The 17,325-nt window shown below is 58.2% G+C and carries 14 protein-coding genes; 8 read left to right on the top strand and 6 right to left on the bottom strand.

Annotated features, from left to right (window positions below):
* Positions 1-167 precede the first annotated feature (167 nt).
* Positions 168-896 (bottom strand): lysozyme, encoded by a 729-nt coding sequence (locus tag H6G62_RS05985; RefSeq protein ID WP_199324771.1) that lies wholly within the window; start codon positions 894-896, stop codon positions 168-170.
* Positions 897-1,194: 298 nt separating this feature from the next.
* On the opposite strand from H6G62_RS05985, the gene H6G62_RS05980 reads away from it, so the two are divergent.
* From H6G62_RS05980 to H6G62_RS05950, 7 genes are all read left to right on the top strand, one after another.
* Entirely contained in the window at positions 1,195-2,505 is a 1,311-nt protein-coding gene (locus tag H6G62_RS05980; RefSeq protein WP_190493200.1) for a pitrilysin family protein, read from the top strand.
* 57 nt (positions 2,506-2,562) lie between these two features.
* Positions 2,563-3,858 (top strand): adenosylmethionine--8-amino-7-oxononanoate transaminase, encoded by a 1,296-nt coding sequence (gene bioA, locus H6G62_RS05975; protein WP_190493199.1) that lies wholly within the window; start codon positions 2,563-2,565, stop codon positions 3,856-3,858.
* A gap of 134 nt (positions 3,859-3,992) precedes the next feature.
* Entirely contained in the window at positions 3,993-4,202 is a 210-nt protein-coding gene (locus H6G62_RS05970) for a hypothetical protein (protein ID WP_190493198.1), read from the top strand.
* A gap of 266 nt (positions 4,203-4,468) precedes the next feature.
* Entirely contained in the window at positions 4,469-5,533 is a 1,065-nt protein-coding gene (locus H6G62_RS05965) for an amino acid ABC transporter substrate-binding protein (protein ID WP_190493197.1), read from the top strand.
* Positions 5,534-5,738: 205 nt separating this feature from the next.
* Positions 5,739-6,923 (top strand): ABC transporter permease subunit, encoded by a 1,185-nt coding sequence (locus H6G62_RS05960; protein WP_190493196.1) that lies wholly within the window; start codon positions 5,739-5,741, stop codon positions 6,921-6,923.
* A gap of 17 nt (positions 6,924-6,940) precedes the next feature.
* Entirely contained in the window at positions 6,941-8,161 is a 1,221-nt protein-coding gene (locus tag H6G62_RS05955) for an amino acid ABC transporter permease (RefSeq protein WP_190493195.1), read from the top strand.
* 318 nt (positions 8,162-8,479) lie between these two features.
* Complete coding sequence (locus H6G62_RS05950) at positions 8,480-9,259, top strand: amino acid ABC transporter ATP-binding protein (protein ID WP_199324770.1); 780 nt, start codon at positions 8,480-8,482, stop codon at positions 9,257-9,259.
* Between the two features lie 188 nt (positions 9,260-9,447).
* Here H6G62_RS05950 and H6G62_RS05945 read toward each other — a convergent pair whose 3' ends face one another.
* The 5 genes from H6G62_RS05945 to H6G62_RS05925 form a co-directional block, all read right to left on the bottom strand.
* Complete coding sequence (locus H6G62_RS05945) at positions 9,448-11,082, bottom strand: Hsp70 family protein (RefSeq protein WP_190493194.1); 1,635 nt, start codon at positions 11,080-11,082, stop codon at positions 9,448-9,450.
* Between the two features lie 89 nt (positions 11,083-11,171).
* Positions 11,172-11,714, bottom strand: coding sequence for a nucleotide exchange factor GrpE (gene grpE, locus H6G62_RS05940; protein WP_190493193.1), 543 nt, complete (start codon positions 11,712-11,714; stop codon positions 11,172-11,174).
* Between the two features lie 40 nt (positions 11,715-11,754).
* Positions 11,755-12,048, bottom strand: coding sequence for a DnaJ domain-containing protein (locus H6G62_RS05935; protein WP_190493192.1), 294 nt, complete (start codon positions 12,046-12,048; stop codon positions 11,755-11,757).
* A 68-nt stretch (positions 12,049-12,116) separates the two neighbouring features.
* A complete protein-coding gene (locus H6G62_RS05930; protein WP_199324769.1) occupies positions 12,117-14,618 on the bottom strand; it encodes a tetratricopeptide repeat protein in 2,502 nt (833 codons plus the stop codon).
* Between the two features lie 304 nt (positions 14,619-14,922).
* Positions 14,923-16,314, bottom strand: a complete 1,392-nt coding sequence (locus tag H6G62_RS05925) for an aldehyde dehydrogenase (protein WP_190493191.1) — start codon at positions 16,312-16,314, stop codon at positions 14,923-14,925.
* A gap of 166 nt (positions 16,315-16,480) precedes the next feature.
* Here H6G62_RS05925 and H6G62_RS05920 point away from each other — a divergent pair, with 166 nt between their 5' ends.
* Positions 16,481-17,005 (top strand): DUF1499 domain-containing protein, encoded by a 525-nt coding sequence (locus H6G62_RS05920; protein ID WP_190493190.1) that lies wholly within the window; start codon positions 16,481-16,483, stop codon positions 17,003-17,005.
* Positions 17,006-17,325: the final 320 nt, after the last annotated feature.

The raw sequence follows: 17,325 nt of genomic DNA, 5'->3' as shown, positions 1-17,325 counted from the left end.
TACCCTAGCCCGACGGCAAGGCTGGCGAACCGTGCCTCAAGCCCTCAGACTTTGGGCCAATCGGATCCACTATGTTTTTTCTTTACTCGTATGAAACCACCCTGCCTCAGGGAGAAGGGATGGGGGGATGAGGGCCAAGCCTGGACACTTTATTCATTGGATTACTTTTAGAGGAAGGCTTGATAGTTTTGCCCTAGGTAAAGGGCGCGTTCGGCCTTGCGGCGGCGTTCTAGGCCCGCCATCACCCGGCCTCCGGCATAGACCCATTTGAGGAATTCGTTGGCGGCTCCGGCGATGTCTCCGGCGTTGTGTTTTTTCAGCAGGGTGGAGGTGCGCAGGTTGTTTGGCCCCACATTAAAGGTGAAGGACACCAGGGCGGCAAACTGGTTGCTGGTGGGGGATCGAGTCACAGACTGGGTGACGGCTCGCTCAAACAGTAGCAGGTCGCGCTTGAGGATTTCTTCGGCCTGGGCGGCGGTAATTTTTAGGCCGGGGTAGACCTTGGGGTCGCCCGCTGCTGAGGTATGGCCGTAGCCAATCGTCCAGGGTTCGCCGCCCGTGCCGGGATCGGGGTAGGCGGTGGTGGCCAATCCCTCAAAGGCTTTGATCACCGCGAGGCCAGCGGCGTTGATGCGGCTGTTGGTGCTGCCGGAGGTTCGCACTATGGGCTGGGGGGTGGGGGGCGGCATGGGCTGGGGCTCTGGGGCTCCGGTGCCAATGGCCACGGTCATGGCGCGGGGGTAGTCTTCGCGGGTAAACCAGGCTTTCAGGCTGGCGATATTGACGACCTTTTCCTTGGGGTTATTTTGGGAGGGATACTTGGTGATGCGAGAGATCCAGTAGCCACCCTGCATTAAATAAATGGCGATGTCAGTTTCCTTAATCCAGGTGCTCACGGGTGCTTCCCCTACTCCACATACCCGAAATTTACAATACTTTCCCAAACATGGGCCAAGGATTTTGGAGATCGTCAACCGCCGCTGCCAAATGCGAGGGCCAAATGCGAGGGCCAAATGCGAGGGCCAAATGCGAGGGAATGTAACGGAAGTCCCAGACAGTCCGGCGGTCAGTCGTTAAGATGGTCGGAGTATTCTTCTGCCAAACCATTGCTTCCGTCATCGACGCTTCCGTCATCGATGCTTCTGTAACCGATGCTTCCGCGACCCACGCCCCATACCCTACGCTCCGTAACCTATGGCTTTGCTCTCAGCGACCGCTGACCCCTCCACCCTCCTGGTGTCTCCCACCATTCGCCGTCTGTCCAATGGCCTGACGATCATTGCCGAGCAAATGCCCCTGGAGGTGGTCAACCTCAGCCTGTGGCTGCGGGTGGGGTCAGTGGTGGAAAGTAACGCCATCAACGGTATGGCCCACTTTTTAGAACACATGATTTTTAAGGGCACCGCCAACCTGCCCTGTGGCGAATTTGAACGGCGCATTGAAGAACGGGGAGCCGTCACCAACGCCGCCACCAGCCAAGACTACACCAAGTACTACATCACCACCGCCCCCAAGGACTTTCGGGCCTTGGCCCCGCTGCAAATTCAGATGGTGATCGCCCCCCGCCTCAGCGAAACCGACTTTGAACGGGAACGCCCCGTAATTTTGGAAGAAATTCGCCGCGCCGATGACAACCCCCGCCGCCGCACCTACGCCCGATCCATGGAACTCACCTTCGAGCGCTTGCCCTACCGTCGTCCGGTGCTGGGACCAGCCGAGGTAATCGAAGCCCTGGCGGTGGATCAAATGCGCGACTTCCATAGCACCTGGTATCAGCCCCAGAGCATGACCGCCGTGGCCGTGGGCAACCTGCCCGTGGAAGACCTGATCGCCACCGTGGCCGAAGGGTTTGATCTGGCCACCGCCCAGCGGGGACGGCAGCGGCCCCCCTCCATGGATCAGTTCAAACCCCTGCTGGACTACGACGGGGAGCCTCCCTTTGCCACCGTTCAGCGAGTCGTCCATCGCGATCCCACCCTCACCCAGGCCCGCCTCACCCTCACCTGGCGCGTCCCCGGTCTGGTAGACCTCGACGATACCTACGCCCTGGATATTGTGGCGTCGGTGCTGGGGCGGGGGCGCACCTCTCGCCTCGTGCGCGACCTGCGGGAAGACCGCAAACTGGTCAGCAGCATCGGCTGTAGCAACATGACCCTGGCCTACCAGGGCGCATTCATGGTCTCCGCCAAACTCGATCCGGAACATCTGGACACCGTGGAACAGGCCATCACCGACCACATCCAGGCCATCCTCGACACCCCCGTCAGCCCAGCGGAACTACAACGGGTGCAAACCCAGGTGGCCAACCGCTTCATCTTCGCCAACGAAACCCCCAGCGACCGGGCCGGACTCTACGGCTTCTACCACACCCTCACGGGCAACATCGCCGATGGTCTCCACTACCCCAACCACATCCAACGCCTCACGGTGGCCGACGTGCAGCGGGCGGCTCAACACTACCTCTCCGCCCAAGCCTACGGCATATCCATCATTCGACCCAATTAAATCCCCGTATTAAATCCCCATGATGTTGTCCAAAACCCTTGTCTGGTAAGCGCTCTAATGGAATTTCTGCCTACGGATCGCCTGATGGATCTGGATCGTCAGCATGTGTGGCATCCCTACGCGCCGATGCCCAATCCGAGGCCAACCTTTCCGGTGCGTTCGGCCCAGGGGGTTTACCTAGAGTTAGAAACCGGGGAGCGTTTAGTCGATGGCATGTCTTCCTGGTGGACGTGCATCCATGGCTATAACCATCCCCAATTGAATCAGGCGGCTCTCGACCAAATGGGGCGGATGAGCCATGTGATGTTTGGCGGTTTGACCCATCAGCCCGCCGTGCAGTTGGCCCACAAACTGGTGGAACTGACTCCGGCCCCGCTCCAGCATGTGTTTTTCTGTGATTCTGGCTCGGTGGCGGTGGAGGTGGCGATGAAAATGGCCATCCAGTATTGGTACAACCAGGGCCAGCCGCAGAAGCAGCATTTTTTGACCATCCGCAACGGCTACCACGGCGACACCTTTGCGGCCATGGCGGTGTGCGATCCGGTGAACGGAATGCACCACCTGTTTCGCAACAGTTTGGTGGAGCAATACTTTGCCGATGCGCCCCAAATTCCCTTTGAGGGCGACTGGCAAGAAGCGGATATTGCCAGTTTTGCCGCAATTTTAGAGACCCATCACCAAGACCTAGCCGCCGCCATTTTTGAACCCGTGGTGCAGGGGGCGGGGGGAATGCGGTTCTACAGCCCGCAATACGTCAAACGGGCGCGGGAACTATGCGATCAGTACGGGGTGCTGTTGATTTTGGACGAAATTGCCACGGGCTTTGGCCGCACGGGCAAGCGTTTCGCCTGCGACTATGCCTCGGTGGCCCCCGATCTGATGTGTGTCGGCAAGGCGCTGACGGGGGGCTTTATGTCCCTGGCGGCCACCCTGGCGACCACGGAAATTAGCCAAACCTTTGCCCAGGGCGAGGCGGGGGTTTTCATGCATGGGCCAACCTTTATGGCTAATCCCCTGGCCTGTGCCGTGGCCCTGGCGAGTTTGGATATCCTGGACAGCGGCGACTGGGTAGGGCAGGTTCACCGCATTGAAGCCCAACTGCGGCAGGAACTGGCCCCCTGTCAGGATTTCTCTGCTGTCCAAGATGTGCGGGTGCTGGGGGCGATTGGCGTGGTGGAACTGCATCAACCTGTGGATATGGCGGTGGTGCAGCCCCAGTTTGTGCAGCAGGGGGTGTGGCTGCGGCCCTTTGGGCGACTGATTTACACCATGCCGCCCTACACCATAGAACCGGATCAACTACGCCGCATCACGGAAGCCATCGTCACCGTGACTCGTCAGGATCCGGGCTAGGGCCGATCTTGATTCGTTGGCTTTTAGGATCCAGCCATGAAGATAAAGACAGAAACGTGAACAATCACATCATTTCCTAGCCAAGCCCAGGGAGGTCGCTTAGGATAAATCTAAAGAAATCCTTAAGTGTTGCCATGAATCCCCATCTTCTGCGCCACTTGTGGTCTCTCGTAGACCGCTCTCAGAGCACCAACCTTCTCGATTTGGACGATAACGGCCTGGTTCGTTGGCTGATGGACGAATTTATGGTGCAACAGCCCATCAACCAAGTCGAAACCGATCAACTCGACCACTACATTCGCGCCAAAATCCCCCTCATCCGCGATCTCGCCCAGGAACATTAGCGTCTGTGCCCTCTTTGTGTATGGCTTTTATTGACCTTGCTAACCCAACGGCCTAAGTAGCCCAATGGCGCTAGTAAGGTCATTCACGTCGGATTCGGGTGGCCAAGATTTCCCCTAGGTCGGTAAAGCAGGGGCAACCTGTATAGTGTTGTGTGTTATACAAAATCAAAATCTAAACCAGTGGAATGTTAAGCAGGGTTCTCATTCTTATGGTTTAGGTTAGATTCTTTAACAGTTCTTTGTTTTTGTGAGTGAGGTAGTGATTTATGCGCAATAAGTGGGGTATTCTCGCGGCCACCTTGGGGTTGACCCTAGCCGCCTGTGGTGGTGGCACCACAACGACCACCACCGACGACGGATCAACGGCTCCTGCCACGGGCGGCAGTCGCTTAGAAGTGGTTAAACAGCGCGGCCAACTCATCTGCGGTGTCGATGGTGGTATCCCTGGCTTTAGCTTTGTGGATGAAACCGGAACCTACACTGGCCTAGATGTGGATGTGTGCAAGGCCGTGGCCGCAGCGGTGCTGGGCGATGCGGAAAAAGTCGAATATCGCCGCCTGGATTCCACCGAGCGCTTCACCGCCCTGGCTGGGGGTGAGGTGGATATGCTTTCCCGCAACACCACCTGGACGATCAGCCGCGACACCAGCGTCGGTCTAGAGTTTGCCCCCACCACCTTCTTTGATGGTCAGGGCATGATGGTGCGGACAGACAGCGGCATCGAAAGCCTAGAGGATTTTGCAGGCAAGGCCATCTGCGTGGAAACGGGCACCACCACCGAACTGAACCTGACCGACCAAATGCGTCAGCTCGACATCGACTTTGAGCCCGTGGTGTTCCAAGACGCCGACGCCGCCTATGCCGCCTACAACGAAGGCCGCTGCGAAGGCATGACCTCCGACAAATCCCAGCTCATTGGTCGCCGCAGCACCCTGCCCACCCCAGAGGATCACATCCTGCTGGAAGTCACCATGTCCAAGGAACCCCTTGGCCCTGTGACCGTCAACAACGACTCGGCCTGGTATGACGTGGTGAAATGGGTCACGTTTGGTCTCATGCAGGCCGAAGAATTTGGTATCACCTCGGAAAACATCGGTACCTTTGCCGGGACGGATAACCCCGACATCGCTCGGTTCCTGGGCCAAGAAGGCACCCTCGGTACCGATATGGGTCTGCCCAACGACTTCATGGTGCAGGTCGTCACCCAGGTCGGCAACTATGGCGAGATCTTTGATCGCAACCTAGGAGCCGATTCTCAGTTTGAACTGGAGCGCGGCCAAAACGCCCTGTGGACGGAAGGCGGCCTCATGTATGCGCCCCCATTTCGCTAAGGGGTATTACTGGGAATCGGTTCAGTAGCCGTCCTGTTTTTTTAATCCCTTGAGAATCGTTTGAGGCCGGAATCTATTGAAGATTCTGGCCTTTTTTATAAAACCTTGTAACAAATTGAACTTTTCGTGACATCCACCTTAGATTATTTTGCATACAGCTTAGCTACTCCCGTTGATGCGGAGTAATGCTCTATAGGTGGCATAGATGAATAGTGATAGTAGCGGCGAGTCCTTCCTCCAAAAGCTGAAGACTTTGTTGCGGGACGAGCGTTTTTGGCAAATTGCCTTTCAGGTGGTGACCCTGATCGTCGTGCTGCTTTTAGCCGCGTTCTTTGTGGGGAATCTCAACCGAAACCTATCTCAGCAAGGTCGAGCCTTTGGCTTTACCTTTCTCCGTAACCCAGCGGGGTTTAGTATCGGCGAAAGTTTAATCAAATATCGCCCAAATGATCCCTACTGGCGAGCGCTGATGGTGGGCCTCAGCAACACCCTCAGCCTAGTAGCGGCGGGGATCGCCCTCACCACGCTGCTTGGTACGGCGGCGGGGGTTGCCAGCTTTTCTAAAAACTGGTTGGTACATAAGCTCAGTCGTCTGTATGTGGGGCTGGTGCGGAACGTGCCCCTGCTGTTGCAGCTTTTCTTCTGGTATTTCGCCATCTATGGCACTCTGCCCCGGCCCGAAAGCCAGATCAGTGTGGTGGGGTTGGCCTTCCTGAATAACCGGGGGGTCTATATTCCCTGGGCGGGCAGTGCGGTGCTGGCCCTGCTGGGAATTGGGGTGACCATCGCCGTGGCCATTGCGGCCTTTTTTCTCTGGCAATGGCGCACCAAGCTGCGGATTGAAACGGGCACCGGGGGCCAAACCCAGCTCATGGGGCTGATTGGCCTGGGCCTGCTGTGGCTAGCCTTTATGGTGTTGGCTCTGCAATGGACTTTTCCCAGTGGCGTGGAAGGCGGCGGCGTCACGGGCGGGCTGCGCTTGACTCGGGAATACGTAGCGTCCCTGTCGGCCCTGGTCTTCTACACCTCCGCCTTTGTGGCCGAAATCGTCCGGGCAGGCATTCAGTCCGTCTCGCGGGGGCAGTGGGAGGCGGCCCGTTCCCTGGGCCTCCAGGCGGGCATGGTGATGCGGTTAGTGGTGTTTCCCCAGGCGCTACGGGTGATTATTCCCCCCATGAACAGCGAATTTATGAACCTGACCAAAAACACCAGTTTGGCCTTTGCCATCGCCTTCCCCGAAATCTATTCCATCGCCAACACCACCTATAACCAAACCGGACGCCCGGTGGAGGTGTTTTTGGTGTTGATGGCCACCCATTTGATTCTATGCTTAATCATCACCCTAGGCATGAACCAGCTCAACCGAGCCGTGCAATTTAAGGAACGCTAAGGAAGGAGCGCTAAGCCATGACCACCGTTACCCCCAAATCCCTTTCCTCGGCACCGCCGGAGGTCCTTGCCCTTGGCCCCGTGGCCTGGGTGAAAAAAAATCTCTTTAGCGACTGGTTCAACAGCATCCTCACAGTGGTGATTGTCACCATCTTTGGGCTGGGCCTATTTCGGCTATTGAACTGGGCCTTCACCACCGCCCAGTGGCAGGTGATTCCCAACAACTTCGGGCTGTTCATGACGGGCACCTTCCCCTCTGCCCTCTATGTCCGAATCTGGATTTTGCTGGCCATCATCTGTGCCCTAGCAGGGGTGTCTTGGGGCGTGTTGGGCCGCAACCTGTCTACCCTGTTTAGCCGCAATGTGTTGATGGGTCTGGGGGCTGTCTGTGCCTTCATCGTGCTGTTTCCCCCCACCCGGCCCAGTTCTCTCAAACTGCTGCCCATGGTCGCCCTGGTGGCGGGGATGGCGGCGGCGGGTCGTCAGGTGGGGCGAACATTCCCTGGGGTGGGTAAGTGGGTCTCCCTCAGTTGGTTTGTGTCCTACTTTGTGGCCATCTGGCTGATTGGCGGCGGTATGGGTCTCACCCCCGTTTCCACCAACGAGTGGGGCGGATTGCTGCTAACGCTGTTTGCGGCGGTGAGCGGCATTGCCCTCTGTTTCCCCTTGGGGTTACTGTTGGCCCTCGGTCGGCGCAGTAGCCTGCCTGTGGTGCGCTGGCTGTCCACCGCCTACATTGAAGTGGTGCGGGGGGTACCCTTGGTGGCCTTTCTGTTCATGGGACAGGTGATGATTCCCCTATTCCTTCCCGTGGGAGCCCGACCCGACCGGGTGCTGCGGGCCATTATCGCCCTGGCCCTATTCAGTGCCGCTTACCTGGCGGAAAACGTGCGGGCAGGTCTGCAAGCGGTGCCTCGTGGCCAGCGAGAAGCGGCCATGTCCCTAGGGTTGAACACGCCCATGACCCTAGGGCTAATCATCCTGCCCCAAGCGCTAAAAATCGCCATTCCCGCCATCGTTGGCCAGTTTATTAGCCTTTTCCAAGACACCACCCTGCTGGCTGTCGTGGGTTTGGCGGAGTTGCTGGGCATTGGCCGATCCATTCTGGCCAACCCCACCTATCTAGGCCGCTACGCCGAGGTCTACCTCTTCCTGGCGGTAATCTACTGGTTCTTCTGCTATGCCATGTCCTTGGCCAGCCGCAAAATTGAGGAAAAGCTCAACACCGATCATCGGTAGTCCAGCATCGATGTCCCATGGCGGTGATGAATAGCCACCATGGATGAACACGACATCGTGACGGGAGGCAGGTTAAGGGGCAATCGGGACGATAACAGCCAGCGAGGAAATAACGTCGTGTAACAGTTAACAGTTTGCCGTCCCGAAACCACCTACGGTTAAGGCAAAATAGGCAGTACCTCGGCTAAGGTGGGGGCCACTGGGCCACTGAAAACGCTGGGCCAAGTCAACCCTTGAGCCCGTCCATACGCCAGTTCAACAGTCTTGATCAACGCTGTTTAGCGGCCTAAAAAGGCGCAATATTAGGGGAAAAAGTCCATGACACAGTATCAGACGGAGCAGCCATCGACCCAAAAGGCGGGCATGGAACCTGTTATCGTTGCCCGCGATGTGGAAAAGTGGTATGACAACGGCTTCCACGTCCTTAAGGGCGTTAGCATGACCGTCTATAAAGGCGAGGTACTGGTGGTGATGGGGCCGTCTGGGTCGGGTAAATCCACCTTCATTCGTACCTTTAACGCCCTAGAACCCTACCAAAAGGGCACCATCGAGGTAGACGGCATCACCATTTCCCACGACCTCAAAAACATCGAAGCCATCCGGCGGGAAGTGGGCATGGTGTTCCAGCAGTTCAACCTGTTTCCCCACCTCACGGTGCTACAAAACGTCACCCTGGCCCCCATTTGGGTGCGCCGCTGGCCCAAGGCCCAGGCCCAGGAAAAGGCCATGCAGCTTTTAGAACGGGTGGGTATTTTGGAACAGGCCCACAAATTTCCGGGGCAACTGTCCGGTGGGCAACAACAACGGGTGGCCATCGCCCGTTCCCTGGCCATGGAACCTAAAGTGATGCTGTTTGATGAACCCACCTCCGCCCTCGACCCGGAAATGGTGCGGGAGGTGCTAGACGTGATGCGTACCCTAGCCGACTCCGGCATGACCATGGTGTGCGTCACCCACGAAGTGGGCTTTGCCCGCGAGGTGGCCGACCGCGTGGTGCTGATGGATGGCGGCTATCTGGTGGAAGAAAACACCCCCCAGGAATTTTTCAGCAACCCCCGCGAAGACCGCACCCAGAAGTTCCTCTCCCAAATTCTGTAGGGGTCGTGCATCCCACCAGCACCGTTTGCCCTGAGCCTGTCAAAGGGTTAACAGGGCTGATCCGAAATTCGGCTTGTTGCCCCCCGGTATCAGCGGGCGAGGATACCTTGACCCTAGGGTTTGCGGGGCGGGACAAACAAGCGAGTTTCTCCAAACAGCGGCGACTGACCTGGGTATCTGGTGTGGCCCTACTCGGATTCGTCCGTGGTGGCCTCTACGTCAATCCAGTGGCCACCGTTGTCACTCGCGTTATCCTCCTCCTCCTCGGCGTCCTCGGCGTCCTCATCCTCGGCCAGGTGCGCGAGCGCCTCAAACAATGAGGCGATATTCTCCCTAGACTGGCGCAGTTCGTGGCTGGAGAGCCGCCCGGTTTGGGTATCGTTGACCACGAGGGACTGCTGTTGGCCCTGGCTTTTTTCGGTGGCGGTGACGGTCAAAATGCCGTTAATGTCAAAGTCGAAATGAACCTCCACCTGAACGGCTCCGGCGGGTTTGGGGGGAATGCCCTCCACGAGGAAGGAACCGAGGGGCACATTTTCCTTGGCAATGGGGTTTTCGCCCTGGAAAACTTCGATTTCCACGGTGCTCTGGCCATTGGCGGCGGTGTAGTACACCTGGGAACGGGAGGTGGGGATGACGCTATTGCGCGGAATAATCGGGCTGAACAGACCGGGCATTGGCCCAAACTCGGTATCCATCACCGCTGCAATGCCCAGGGAGTGGGGGCTGACATCCACCAGGATGCTCTCCACCGCCGCCCCAGAGAGCACCCCCGCTTGCAGCGCCGCCCCTAGGCCCACGCAGAGGTCGGGTTCAAAGCTGCTGACGGGGGTGCCGAGCAGGTGATCTTCCACCAACTGCTGCACCAGGGGAATGCGGGTGGATCCACCCACCAGAATGGCCCGGTCAATGTCCTCCACAGTCAGGTCGGCATCGCTGAGGGCGCGGTCGATGGCCTCTAGGGTTTCCTTCAGCAGGGGTTTGATTAGGGATTCAAAGTCTTCGCGGGAAATATCGGTTTCCAGGTGCAGGGCGGTTTCCCCTTGGCTAATCAAAAAGGGTTCGCGCACGGTGGTAAAGGCATGGTCGCTGAGGGCAATTTTGGCCTGTTCCGCCGCCTGCAACAGCCGCGCCTGGATGGCGGCATCGTCGGGCAGTTCGGTATCGTGGATTTGCAAAAAGCGGTCGGCCAGGTGGCGCTGCAACTGACGGTCAAAGTCATCGCCACCGAGGCGGTTGTTGCCGTGGCTGGCCAGGACTTCGGTAACATCGCCCGTAATTTCCACGATGGAGACATCAAAGGTGCCGCCGCCTAGGTCATAGACCAGCACGGTCTCGCTCTCGTCGCTGTCGATGTCAAACACCAGGGCCGCTGCGGTAGGTTCATTGAGAATTTGCAGCACCTCAAAACCCGCAATCTCCCCGGCTTCCTTGGTGGCCTGTCGCTGGGCATCCGTGAAGTAGGCGGGGACGGTGATTACCGCCTGGGTGATGGCTTCATCCAGCATGGCTTCGGCCCGCTGCTTCAGGGCGCGTAGGATGATGGCGGAAATTTCCTGGGGTCGATAGGATTGATCGCCCAGGGTGGCGGTGTAGGCGGTGCCCATCTGCCGCTTGATGGACTTGATGGTGCGCTCTGGGGCGGCGGCATACTGGCGGCGGGCGGCGGCTCCCACCAGCAGTTGCCCCGCATCGTCCATACCCACGTAGGACGGCAGCAACAGGTTGCCGTCATCATCGGGGATGACCCAGGGTTGGCCCTCCTCCAGGGTAGCAATCAGGGAATTGGTGGTGCCTAAATCGATACCGACAACGGGGGCCATGGGGTCACTCTCAAGGTGCTTATGGGTACAGATCACGAAAAACAGAACGGTTGGTGGGCGGTGCCCTACCGCTAGGCGGGGGAAGTCCTCTAGTCCTGGCTGGGCGGAACCGCCACAATCACCTGGGCCTCCCGCAGCACTCGATCCTGCCAGCGATAGCCGCGCACCACCTCCTGCACCACCGTATTCGGGTCACAGGTGGTATCCACCCGCTGACCTAGGGCGTGCATTTGGTTGGGGTCAAAGGGATGGCCTCGGGCGGGCAGGGGCACAATCTGATGTTGGCTCAGCACCGTCAGCATCGAGTCGCGAATCAGGTCAATCCCTTGGCGGGCACTGGCCACCACATCGGTTAGGGCGTCGGTGGGGGGCGGAGCCAGGGGGGCTGGGGCCACCAGCGGACATTGGCCCAACCACTGCCGCCAGCGTTGCCATTGGGGTAGGGGTGCCTCAGGATCCGGCTGCCCCTGGGCTGGGGACTGGGCTGACGGCTGGGAACTGTCCGCCTGGTGCCAATGGTCGGCGGCATGATCGAGGGCATCCACCACCGTCAACAAATCGCGCAGTAGGGATTCCTGCTGTTTGCGAAGCTGAATTTTTTGTTGGGCCAGGTCTCTGGGGGATCGGGTCATTGTGAAACAGGGGCAAAACGCATCAACCAGTGTAACCGAGCTAAAAGGTCAGCCGAATCAGATCGTCTAAGGTTATCTCCACGGCGGCCATCGCCCGTTCCCGCATGGGTTCTAGCAAGGTGGTATCGAGGGTGGCCTGAATGGGAACCACGGCAAAGAAATCCGCCTCCGGCTTCGGCCCTTTGCGCAGAACCTCGTAGGCAGCGCGAATCGCCTTGAAGTCTTCCGGATGGCTATGGGCCGGAAATTCCTTCAGCTTGCTATGATAGGCCGCTTTGATGTCGGCGGGGGTGGCTCCGGGGACAAGGCCGAGGCGGTCGTAATGCTCTTGCATGGTGAGGATTGGCGATGGGGATGGGAATCAGGGATTGGGATTGGGGAGGGGCAGAGTCTCCCCGCCCGCTAGAGTTCATACCAGGGTTTGCGTTTTTTTGACTTAGAAAACTTCTTGATATCGGGTGGGAAGAAGGGCGGGATATCGTCGTCGTCCTCAAAGTCTTCATCGTCGTCGTCAAAGCCTTCTAGAAAGGGGTTCCAATCCCCGCTGCCCCCGCCCGCCATCAGTTCCGGCAGCATTTGGGCAAACACCTCCGGGGGAACTTGGGTTCCCATCTGCTCCTCGAACATATTTTTCAAAATATTGATGATGGCCGCAGGGTTGGGGTTATCCAGGGCATCGAGGTTACCCGACACGGCGCGGCGGGTCATGTCTTGGGCCTTCAACCAGTCCTGTTCGCGACAGGCTTGCAGGGCGGCGGCGTCTTGCAGGCGGCGGGCCAGGTCAAAGCCTTCGTCGTAGAGCCGTTGGTAGTCGCGGGAGTTGCGGGGATGGAGGGTGGCCTTGGCCAGCAACAGCAGCGGATTTTGGGGATCCTGGCGGAGGTAGTCTTCAATGAAGGGGGCCAGGGCCGCATTATGGACAAACCAACTGAGCCGCAACTGGGCCTGGGCAAGCAACTGCCCCGGCTGGGGGGAAAGGCGCAGGCTAGCCGTTACCGCCAGGGCGAGGCGTTCCTTGGAAAGCTTCTTCAGGGGCAACAGCATTAGGTGGGCGAGGTTGGCCTCCGGCACGGTGGGGATCAACTCAAAAATCTGCTGGGCATAGCGACTTTGCTGGGCGGTTAGCCCCTTTTGGTTGCGGCGACCATGCTGCTGCATCACCAGGTAAATGGCCGTTAGAATATCCACCTGCTGGCTGGGGTCATGGCTCGCCAGCAATTGATCCCAATCGGCCACCGCCGCGTCTAGATCAAGGCCAATCTTCTGGCTACTGCTGGGGTCTCCCTCAGCGGCACCTAGAAAGATTCCCACTGCTTTGAGGGGCGGTGATAGGGTCTCGCTGTTGAAGACAAACTGCTCCATCACCTCGTAGTACTGAAAACTGAGAGCCTCCACCCAGTCGGGCATCTCCACCTCTGTATCCACGTTCAGGTCGCCGAAGCGCTTGCCAAACTTGCGCCGCGCTGCCTTCAACGCCTCCTTGTCTTTCTCCAGACAGTCCGTTAAGGCGAAATACACCTCCTCGAACTGGCACCCCGCCTCTAGGGCTTGGGTCAACAGGGGAATGGCCTCTGAAGACTTGTCATCGATAAATAACTGCATCCCCTGACGACCGATCACCTCCGGGTGCTCTGGGGCCAACTGTGCCGCCCGCTGGACACTGCGCTCGGCATCGCGGTAGCGGCGGAGGCTCATCTGTTGATCAGCCAGCCAGCAGTACAACTGGGCCTGAATCGGCTTCAGGCGTTGATCGGGCCAAGCCTGGGGATCATTCTGGGCGGCCTTTTGCACCCAGGTCAACAGTTGGTTCACCAGCTTTTGGGAGGCCTGACAGTCCCGATCTCGTTCCAAAACCCGGTAGAGCTGCACCGCCAACTGGGGGTCAAAATCGGACTGATCCACCGCCCGACTCCAAAAATTAACGGTGCAGTCCACCTGCCCCTGCTCCAGGGCTTGCTGCCCCGCTAAACGCAGGATGGGCTGGTCAAGGGCGTTTAGTTCGGGATAGGCCACCCTTTCCCGATCCGAGAGATCGATCAGAACATGGGCGGCATCGTGGACGTTATCATTTTCCAACAGGTGCACTAGCTCTAATAGTTTGGCCTCGGTGCGGTGGGGTGCATCCGGCGCTTTGAGGTCGTACAGATCACGAATGCGACGACCCCCTTTGGCCGCGAGGGCCAACCGCAACGGCAGCACCGCTGGATGCAAAAGCCTGGTGGGTGCAAAGGCAGGTCGTCCGAAGGAGGAGGAGAAGACCTCCAACCGTTGCTCCACCGCTGACCAATCGCCCAACTGGTGGCAGGCATAGGCTTCCCAGGCGGGTTTATGATCCCCAGGGCTGGCGGAATCGCCCATCTTTTTGAAGTGGCCCAGGGCGGATTTAGGATCGCCATGGTGGAGGGCCAACGCGCCCCTAGCCCAGTGCAGTTGGGTGGCATAGAACCGCTTGGCCTGGGTCTTAATCAGCGCCTCCACCTGGTCAAATTGCTGATTCAGCATCAACAGCTTGAGATACGCGCCGCCCAATTCCTTCGGCAGGGTCTTGGCCTCAAAGGCCGACTGAAGCAACTCCAGAGCCTCCGCTTCCTTGTGCTGGGCTAGGTAGGCTTTAGCTAGCCAGTAGTAGGCCTCCGTGTCCTGTTTTAGGGCGAGAGCCTGACCCAGGGCATCCTCAGCCTTGGCATACTGGCCTCGGTCATACTCGTATCGCCCCTGCTGCCGCAAAATGCTGGCCTCGGTGATGGCACAGGAGAGGTCGGGATCTCGTTTTTGGGCCTGTTGCAGCCGCCGCAACGCCTGGGAATAGCGGTGTTGCGTCAGGAGTGTTTGCAACTGTTGATCCAGACCTGCGTTCCCATCGGCATTCTGCAACTTGTGATGGAGTCCTTTACGATTAGCCAAGGCTAAGCTCTCCTGCCCTACGCAACGGCAATGCTTCTCTATACTCGGTCGAAAAGACGGTACTGATCCATGGATTCAATATATTGAATCAATATAGGCAACGACATAAACAACGACTGAACCCGATCCCGAACCTTCGATCAGCCCTGTTTTTTGCAAAACGTCGTCCTAGACTAAATCCGGTTTCTTTACCCCCGGTATCAGCGGGCGAGGATACCTTGCCCCTAGGGTTTGCGGGGCTGGGAATCGGGGTTTTCGGACTCTGATTTGGTATGAGGCCCAGCGGGGCTGGCCCATCTTGGATCTAGGATAGGCCGATGAAGCGCTTAAACAGTTGAATTTTGCCCTCGTAGGGGGGGTAGCGCCAGTTCAAGTCCATCCAGAAGGGCTTTTTCAGCACACCCTTGAGGTGGGAAAAGGTGTTGAAGCTGTGGGGGCCGTGGTAGTGGCCGATGCCGCTGTTGCCGACGCCGCCAAAGGGTAGATCCCACACCGCCACCTGCAAAATCACGTCGTTAATACAGAGGGATCCGGAGGTGGTTTGGTGCAGCACTTTATCTTGCGTCGCTTTGTCCTTAGCAAAAAGATAGGTCGTTAGGGGTTTGGGGCGCTGATTAATGGCGGCGATGGCCTCATCCAGGGTGCGGTAGGTAAGGATGGGCAGGAGGGGGCCGAAGATTTCCTCCTGCATGATCGGATCGTCCCAGGTGAGGCCGTCGATTAGGGTGGGGGCGATGAAGCGATCTGGACGGCTGTGGTCGCCACCGATCAGGACATTGCCCCGATCCAGCAGACCCACCAGGCGATCAAACTGCGCCTCGTTAACAATGCGGGATAGGTCGGGGCTTTGGGCCGGGTTGTCGCCATAGCAAGCTTGGATGCGCTGCTTGAGGGCATCGACTAGGGCGGGTTTGATGCTTTCATGCACCAGCAGATAATCCGGTGCGATGCAGGTTTGGCCCGCGTTCAAAAATTTGCCCCACACAATGCGGCGGGCCGTCACCGCTAGGTCAATGTCGGGGGTGACGATGCAGGGGCTTTTGCCCCCCAGTTCTAGGGTCACAGGCGTGAGGTGTTGGGCGGCGGCCTGCATCACCACCTTGCCCACCCGTTCGCCACCTGTGAAGAGAATGTGGTCAAACCGTTCCGCCAGGAGAGCCTGGGCCGTTTCTACACCACCCTCCACCAGGGCTACATGGGCGGGGTCAAATATTTCCGCCACCAGCTTGGCCAACATCTGGGATGTGGCAGGGGCGTATTCCGAGGGCTTCAGAATGGCGCAGTTGCCCGCCGCAATTGCGCCAATCAGGGGTGAGATAATGAGCTGAAACGGATAGTTCCAGGGGCCGATAACGAGCACCACTCCCAGGGGTTCCGGCTGCACCCAGGCCGATCCGGGTTTCTGATTCAGGGGCAGCGACACCTTGCGGGGTCGCATCCAAGCCCGCAGGTGTTTGATCGCATGATCCAGTTCGCTGATCACCCCTACCTCAAAGTAGCCCTCAAAGGCCGGACGGCCTAAATCGATCCTAGCCGCCTCCACAATCTCATCCTGGTGGCGAACCACGGCCTGCCGCAGATTTTTCAGTTGGGTGAGCCGGAACTCGTCCTCGCGGGTGACTCCGGTGGCAAAAAACTCCCGCTGTTGTTGCAGCAGATCAGCTATGGCGGAGGGGGCGACTAGGGTAGTGGTCATAGTGTCCTGGAACTTTGGGTACAGCAAGGTGAGCGGTCAACCTTTGTTATCTTACAAAGAGTGACGTTTTCTCGCCGACGCTATCTTCGTTGCCGCCCCTCTACCGTTGGGCCACCTCTGTACGGTTCACGACTATTCATTACTTGGCTACTGCCCCTTGCCTCCTATGCCAATAATCCTTCTACGACGATTCAGCGCCCTGGTTCTATCCCTGGGACTCGTCTTTGCCGCTGTTCCCCCTGTCCTTGCTGCCCCCACACCCCCCCTGCCCATGGCTGCCCTACCCTTCTTCGGTTCGATCTTGGCGGGCCAACGCCCCAGTAATCTGGGCGTCAAAAACGGCCAGCTTTCCCCCTGCCCCGGTTCGCCCAATTGCGTGGTGAGCCAGGGTAACCCCGACGCCGAACACGCCATTGCCCCCCTGGCTTACAGCGGCGACGCTTCCAGTGCCTTGGCCCAGTTAGAGGCTGTGATTACTGGGATGCCCCGCACCGCCATCATCGAGAAAACCGACACCTATCTCTACGCCGAATTCACCAGCCCACTGATGGGCTATGTGGATGATGTGGAATTCTCTGTTGACCCCGCCCAGTCGGTTATCCATGTTCGATCCGCCTCCCGCCTAGGCGAGTCGGATTTGGGCGTGAACCGCAAGCGTATTGAAGCCATTCGATCCGCCTTTGCCGCCTAAGTTCACCCTACGACCATCCGCCAATTCATTCCTACAAACTCCCTATCAACAAGAGGCTTCAGCCCCTTGCCTAGGGCATATCCATGGTTGGGGAATCTCGGTTCAATCGGCTGGGGCGAAGAAACGTTACGGTTTCTATCGCTACTGTGTTTAAGATTCTCCCAATGCCTTAAGAAGCGTGAAGCATTTTCCCCAGCCATGGCAGGCTTGGGCAAACTTGCGGGAAAAATTAGGTTAGGTTTGTTTATATCTTGCTGTACTCGTCTCGCATTCACGGTGTGACGTTAGATCTTTCGCATTCGTCGTTTTGCATTCATTGG

This window comes from Phormidium sp. FACHB-1136, from assembly GCF_014697375.1.
GTDB lineage: Bacteria > Cyanobacteriota > Cyanobacteriia > Phormidesmidales > Phormidesmidaceae > Nodosilinea.
The sequence above is the reverse complement of the archived record's forward strand: the minus strand, read 5'-3'. Positions and strand labels throughout refer to the sequence as shown.

Bases quoted from the DNA above. Each gene is read 5' to 3' on its own strand.
- H6G62_RS05945 (WP_190493194.1), bottom strand. From the start codon at position 11,082: ATGGCCCCCGTTGTCGGTATCGATTTAGGCACCACCAATTCCCTGATT.
- H6G62_RS05920 (WP_190493190.1), top strand. From the start codon at position 16,481: ATGCCAATAATCCTTCTACGACGATTCAGCGCCCTGGTTCTATCCCTG.
- H6G62_RS05960 (WP_190493196.1), top strand. From the start codon at position 5,739: ATGAATAGTGATAGTAGCGGCGAGTCCTTCCTCCAAAAGCTGAAGACT.
- H6G62_RS05965 (WP_190493197.1), top strand. From the start codon at position 4,469: ATGCGCAATAAGTGGGGTATTCTCGCGGCCACCTTGGGGTTGACCCTA.
- H6G62_RS05955 (WP_190493195.1), top strand. From the start codon at position 6,941: ATGACCACCGTTACCCCCAAATCCCTTTCCTCGGCACCGCCGGAGGTC.
- H6G62_RS05935 (WP_190493192.1), bottom strand. From the start codon at position 12,048: ATGCAAGAGCATTACGACCGCCTCGGCCTTGTCCCCGGAGCCACCCCC.
- H6G62_RS05980 (WP_190493200.1), top strand. From the start codon at position 1,195: ATGGCTTTGCTCTCAGCGACCGCTGACCCCTCCACCCTCCTGGTGTCT.
- H6G62_RS05925 (WP_190493191.1), bottom strand. From the start codon at position 16,314: ATGACCACTACCCTAGTCGCCCCCTCCGCCATAGCTGATCTGCTGCAA.
- bioA (WP_190493199.1), top strand. From the start codon at position 2,563: ATGGAATTTCTGCCTACGGATCGCCTGATGGATCTGGATCGTCAGCAT.
- grpE (WP_190493193.1), bottom strand. From the start codon at position 11,714: ATGACCCGATCCCCCAGAGACCTGGCCCAACAAAAAATTCAGCTTCGC.
- H6G62_RS05970 (WP_190493198.1), top strand. From the start codon at position 3,993: ATGAATCCCCATCTTCTGCGCCACTTGTGGTCTCTCGTAGACCGCTCT.
- H6G62_RS05950 (WP_199324770.1), top strand. From the start codon at position 8,480: ATGACACAGTATCAGACGGAGCAGCCATCGACCCAAAAGGCGGGCATG.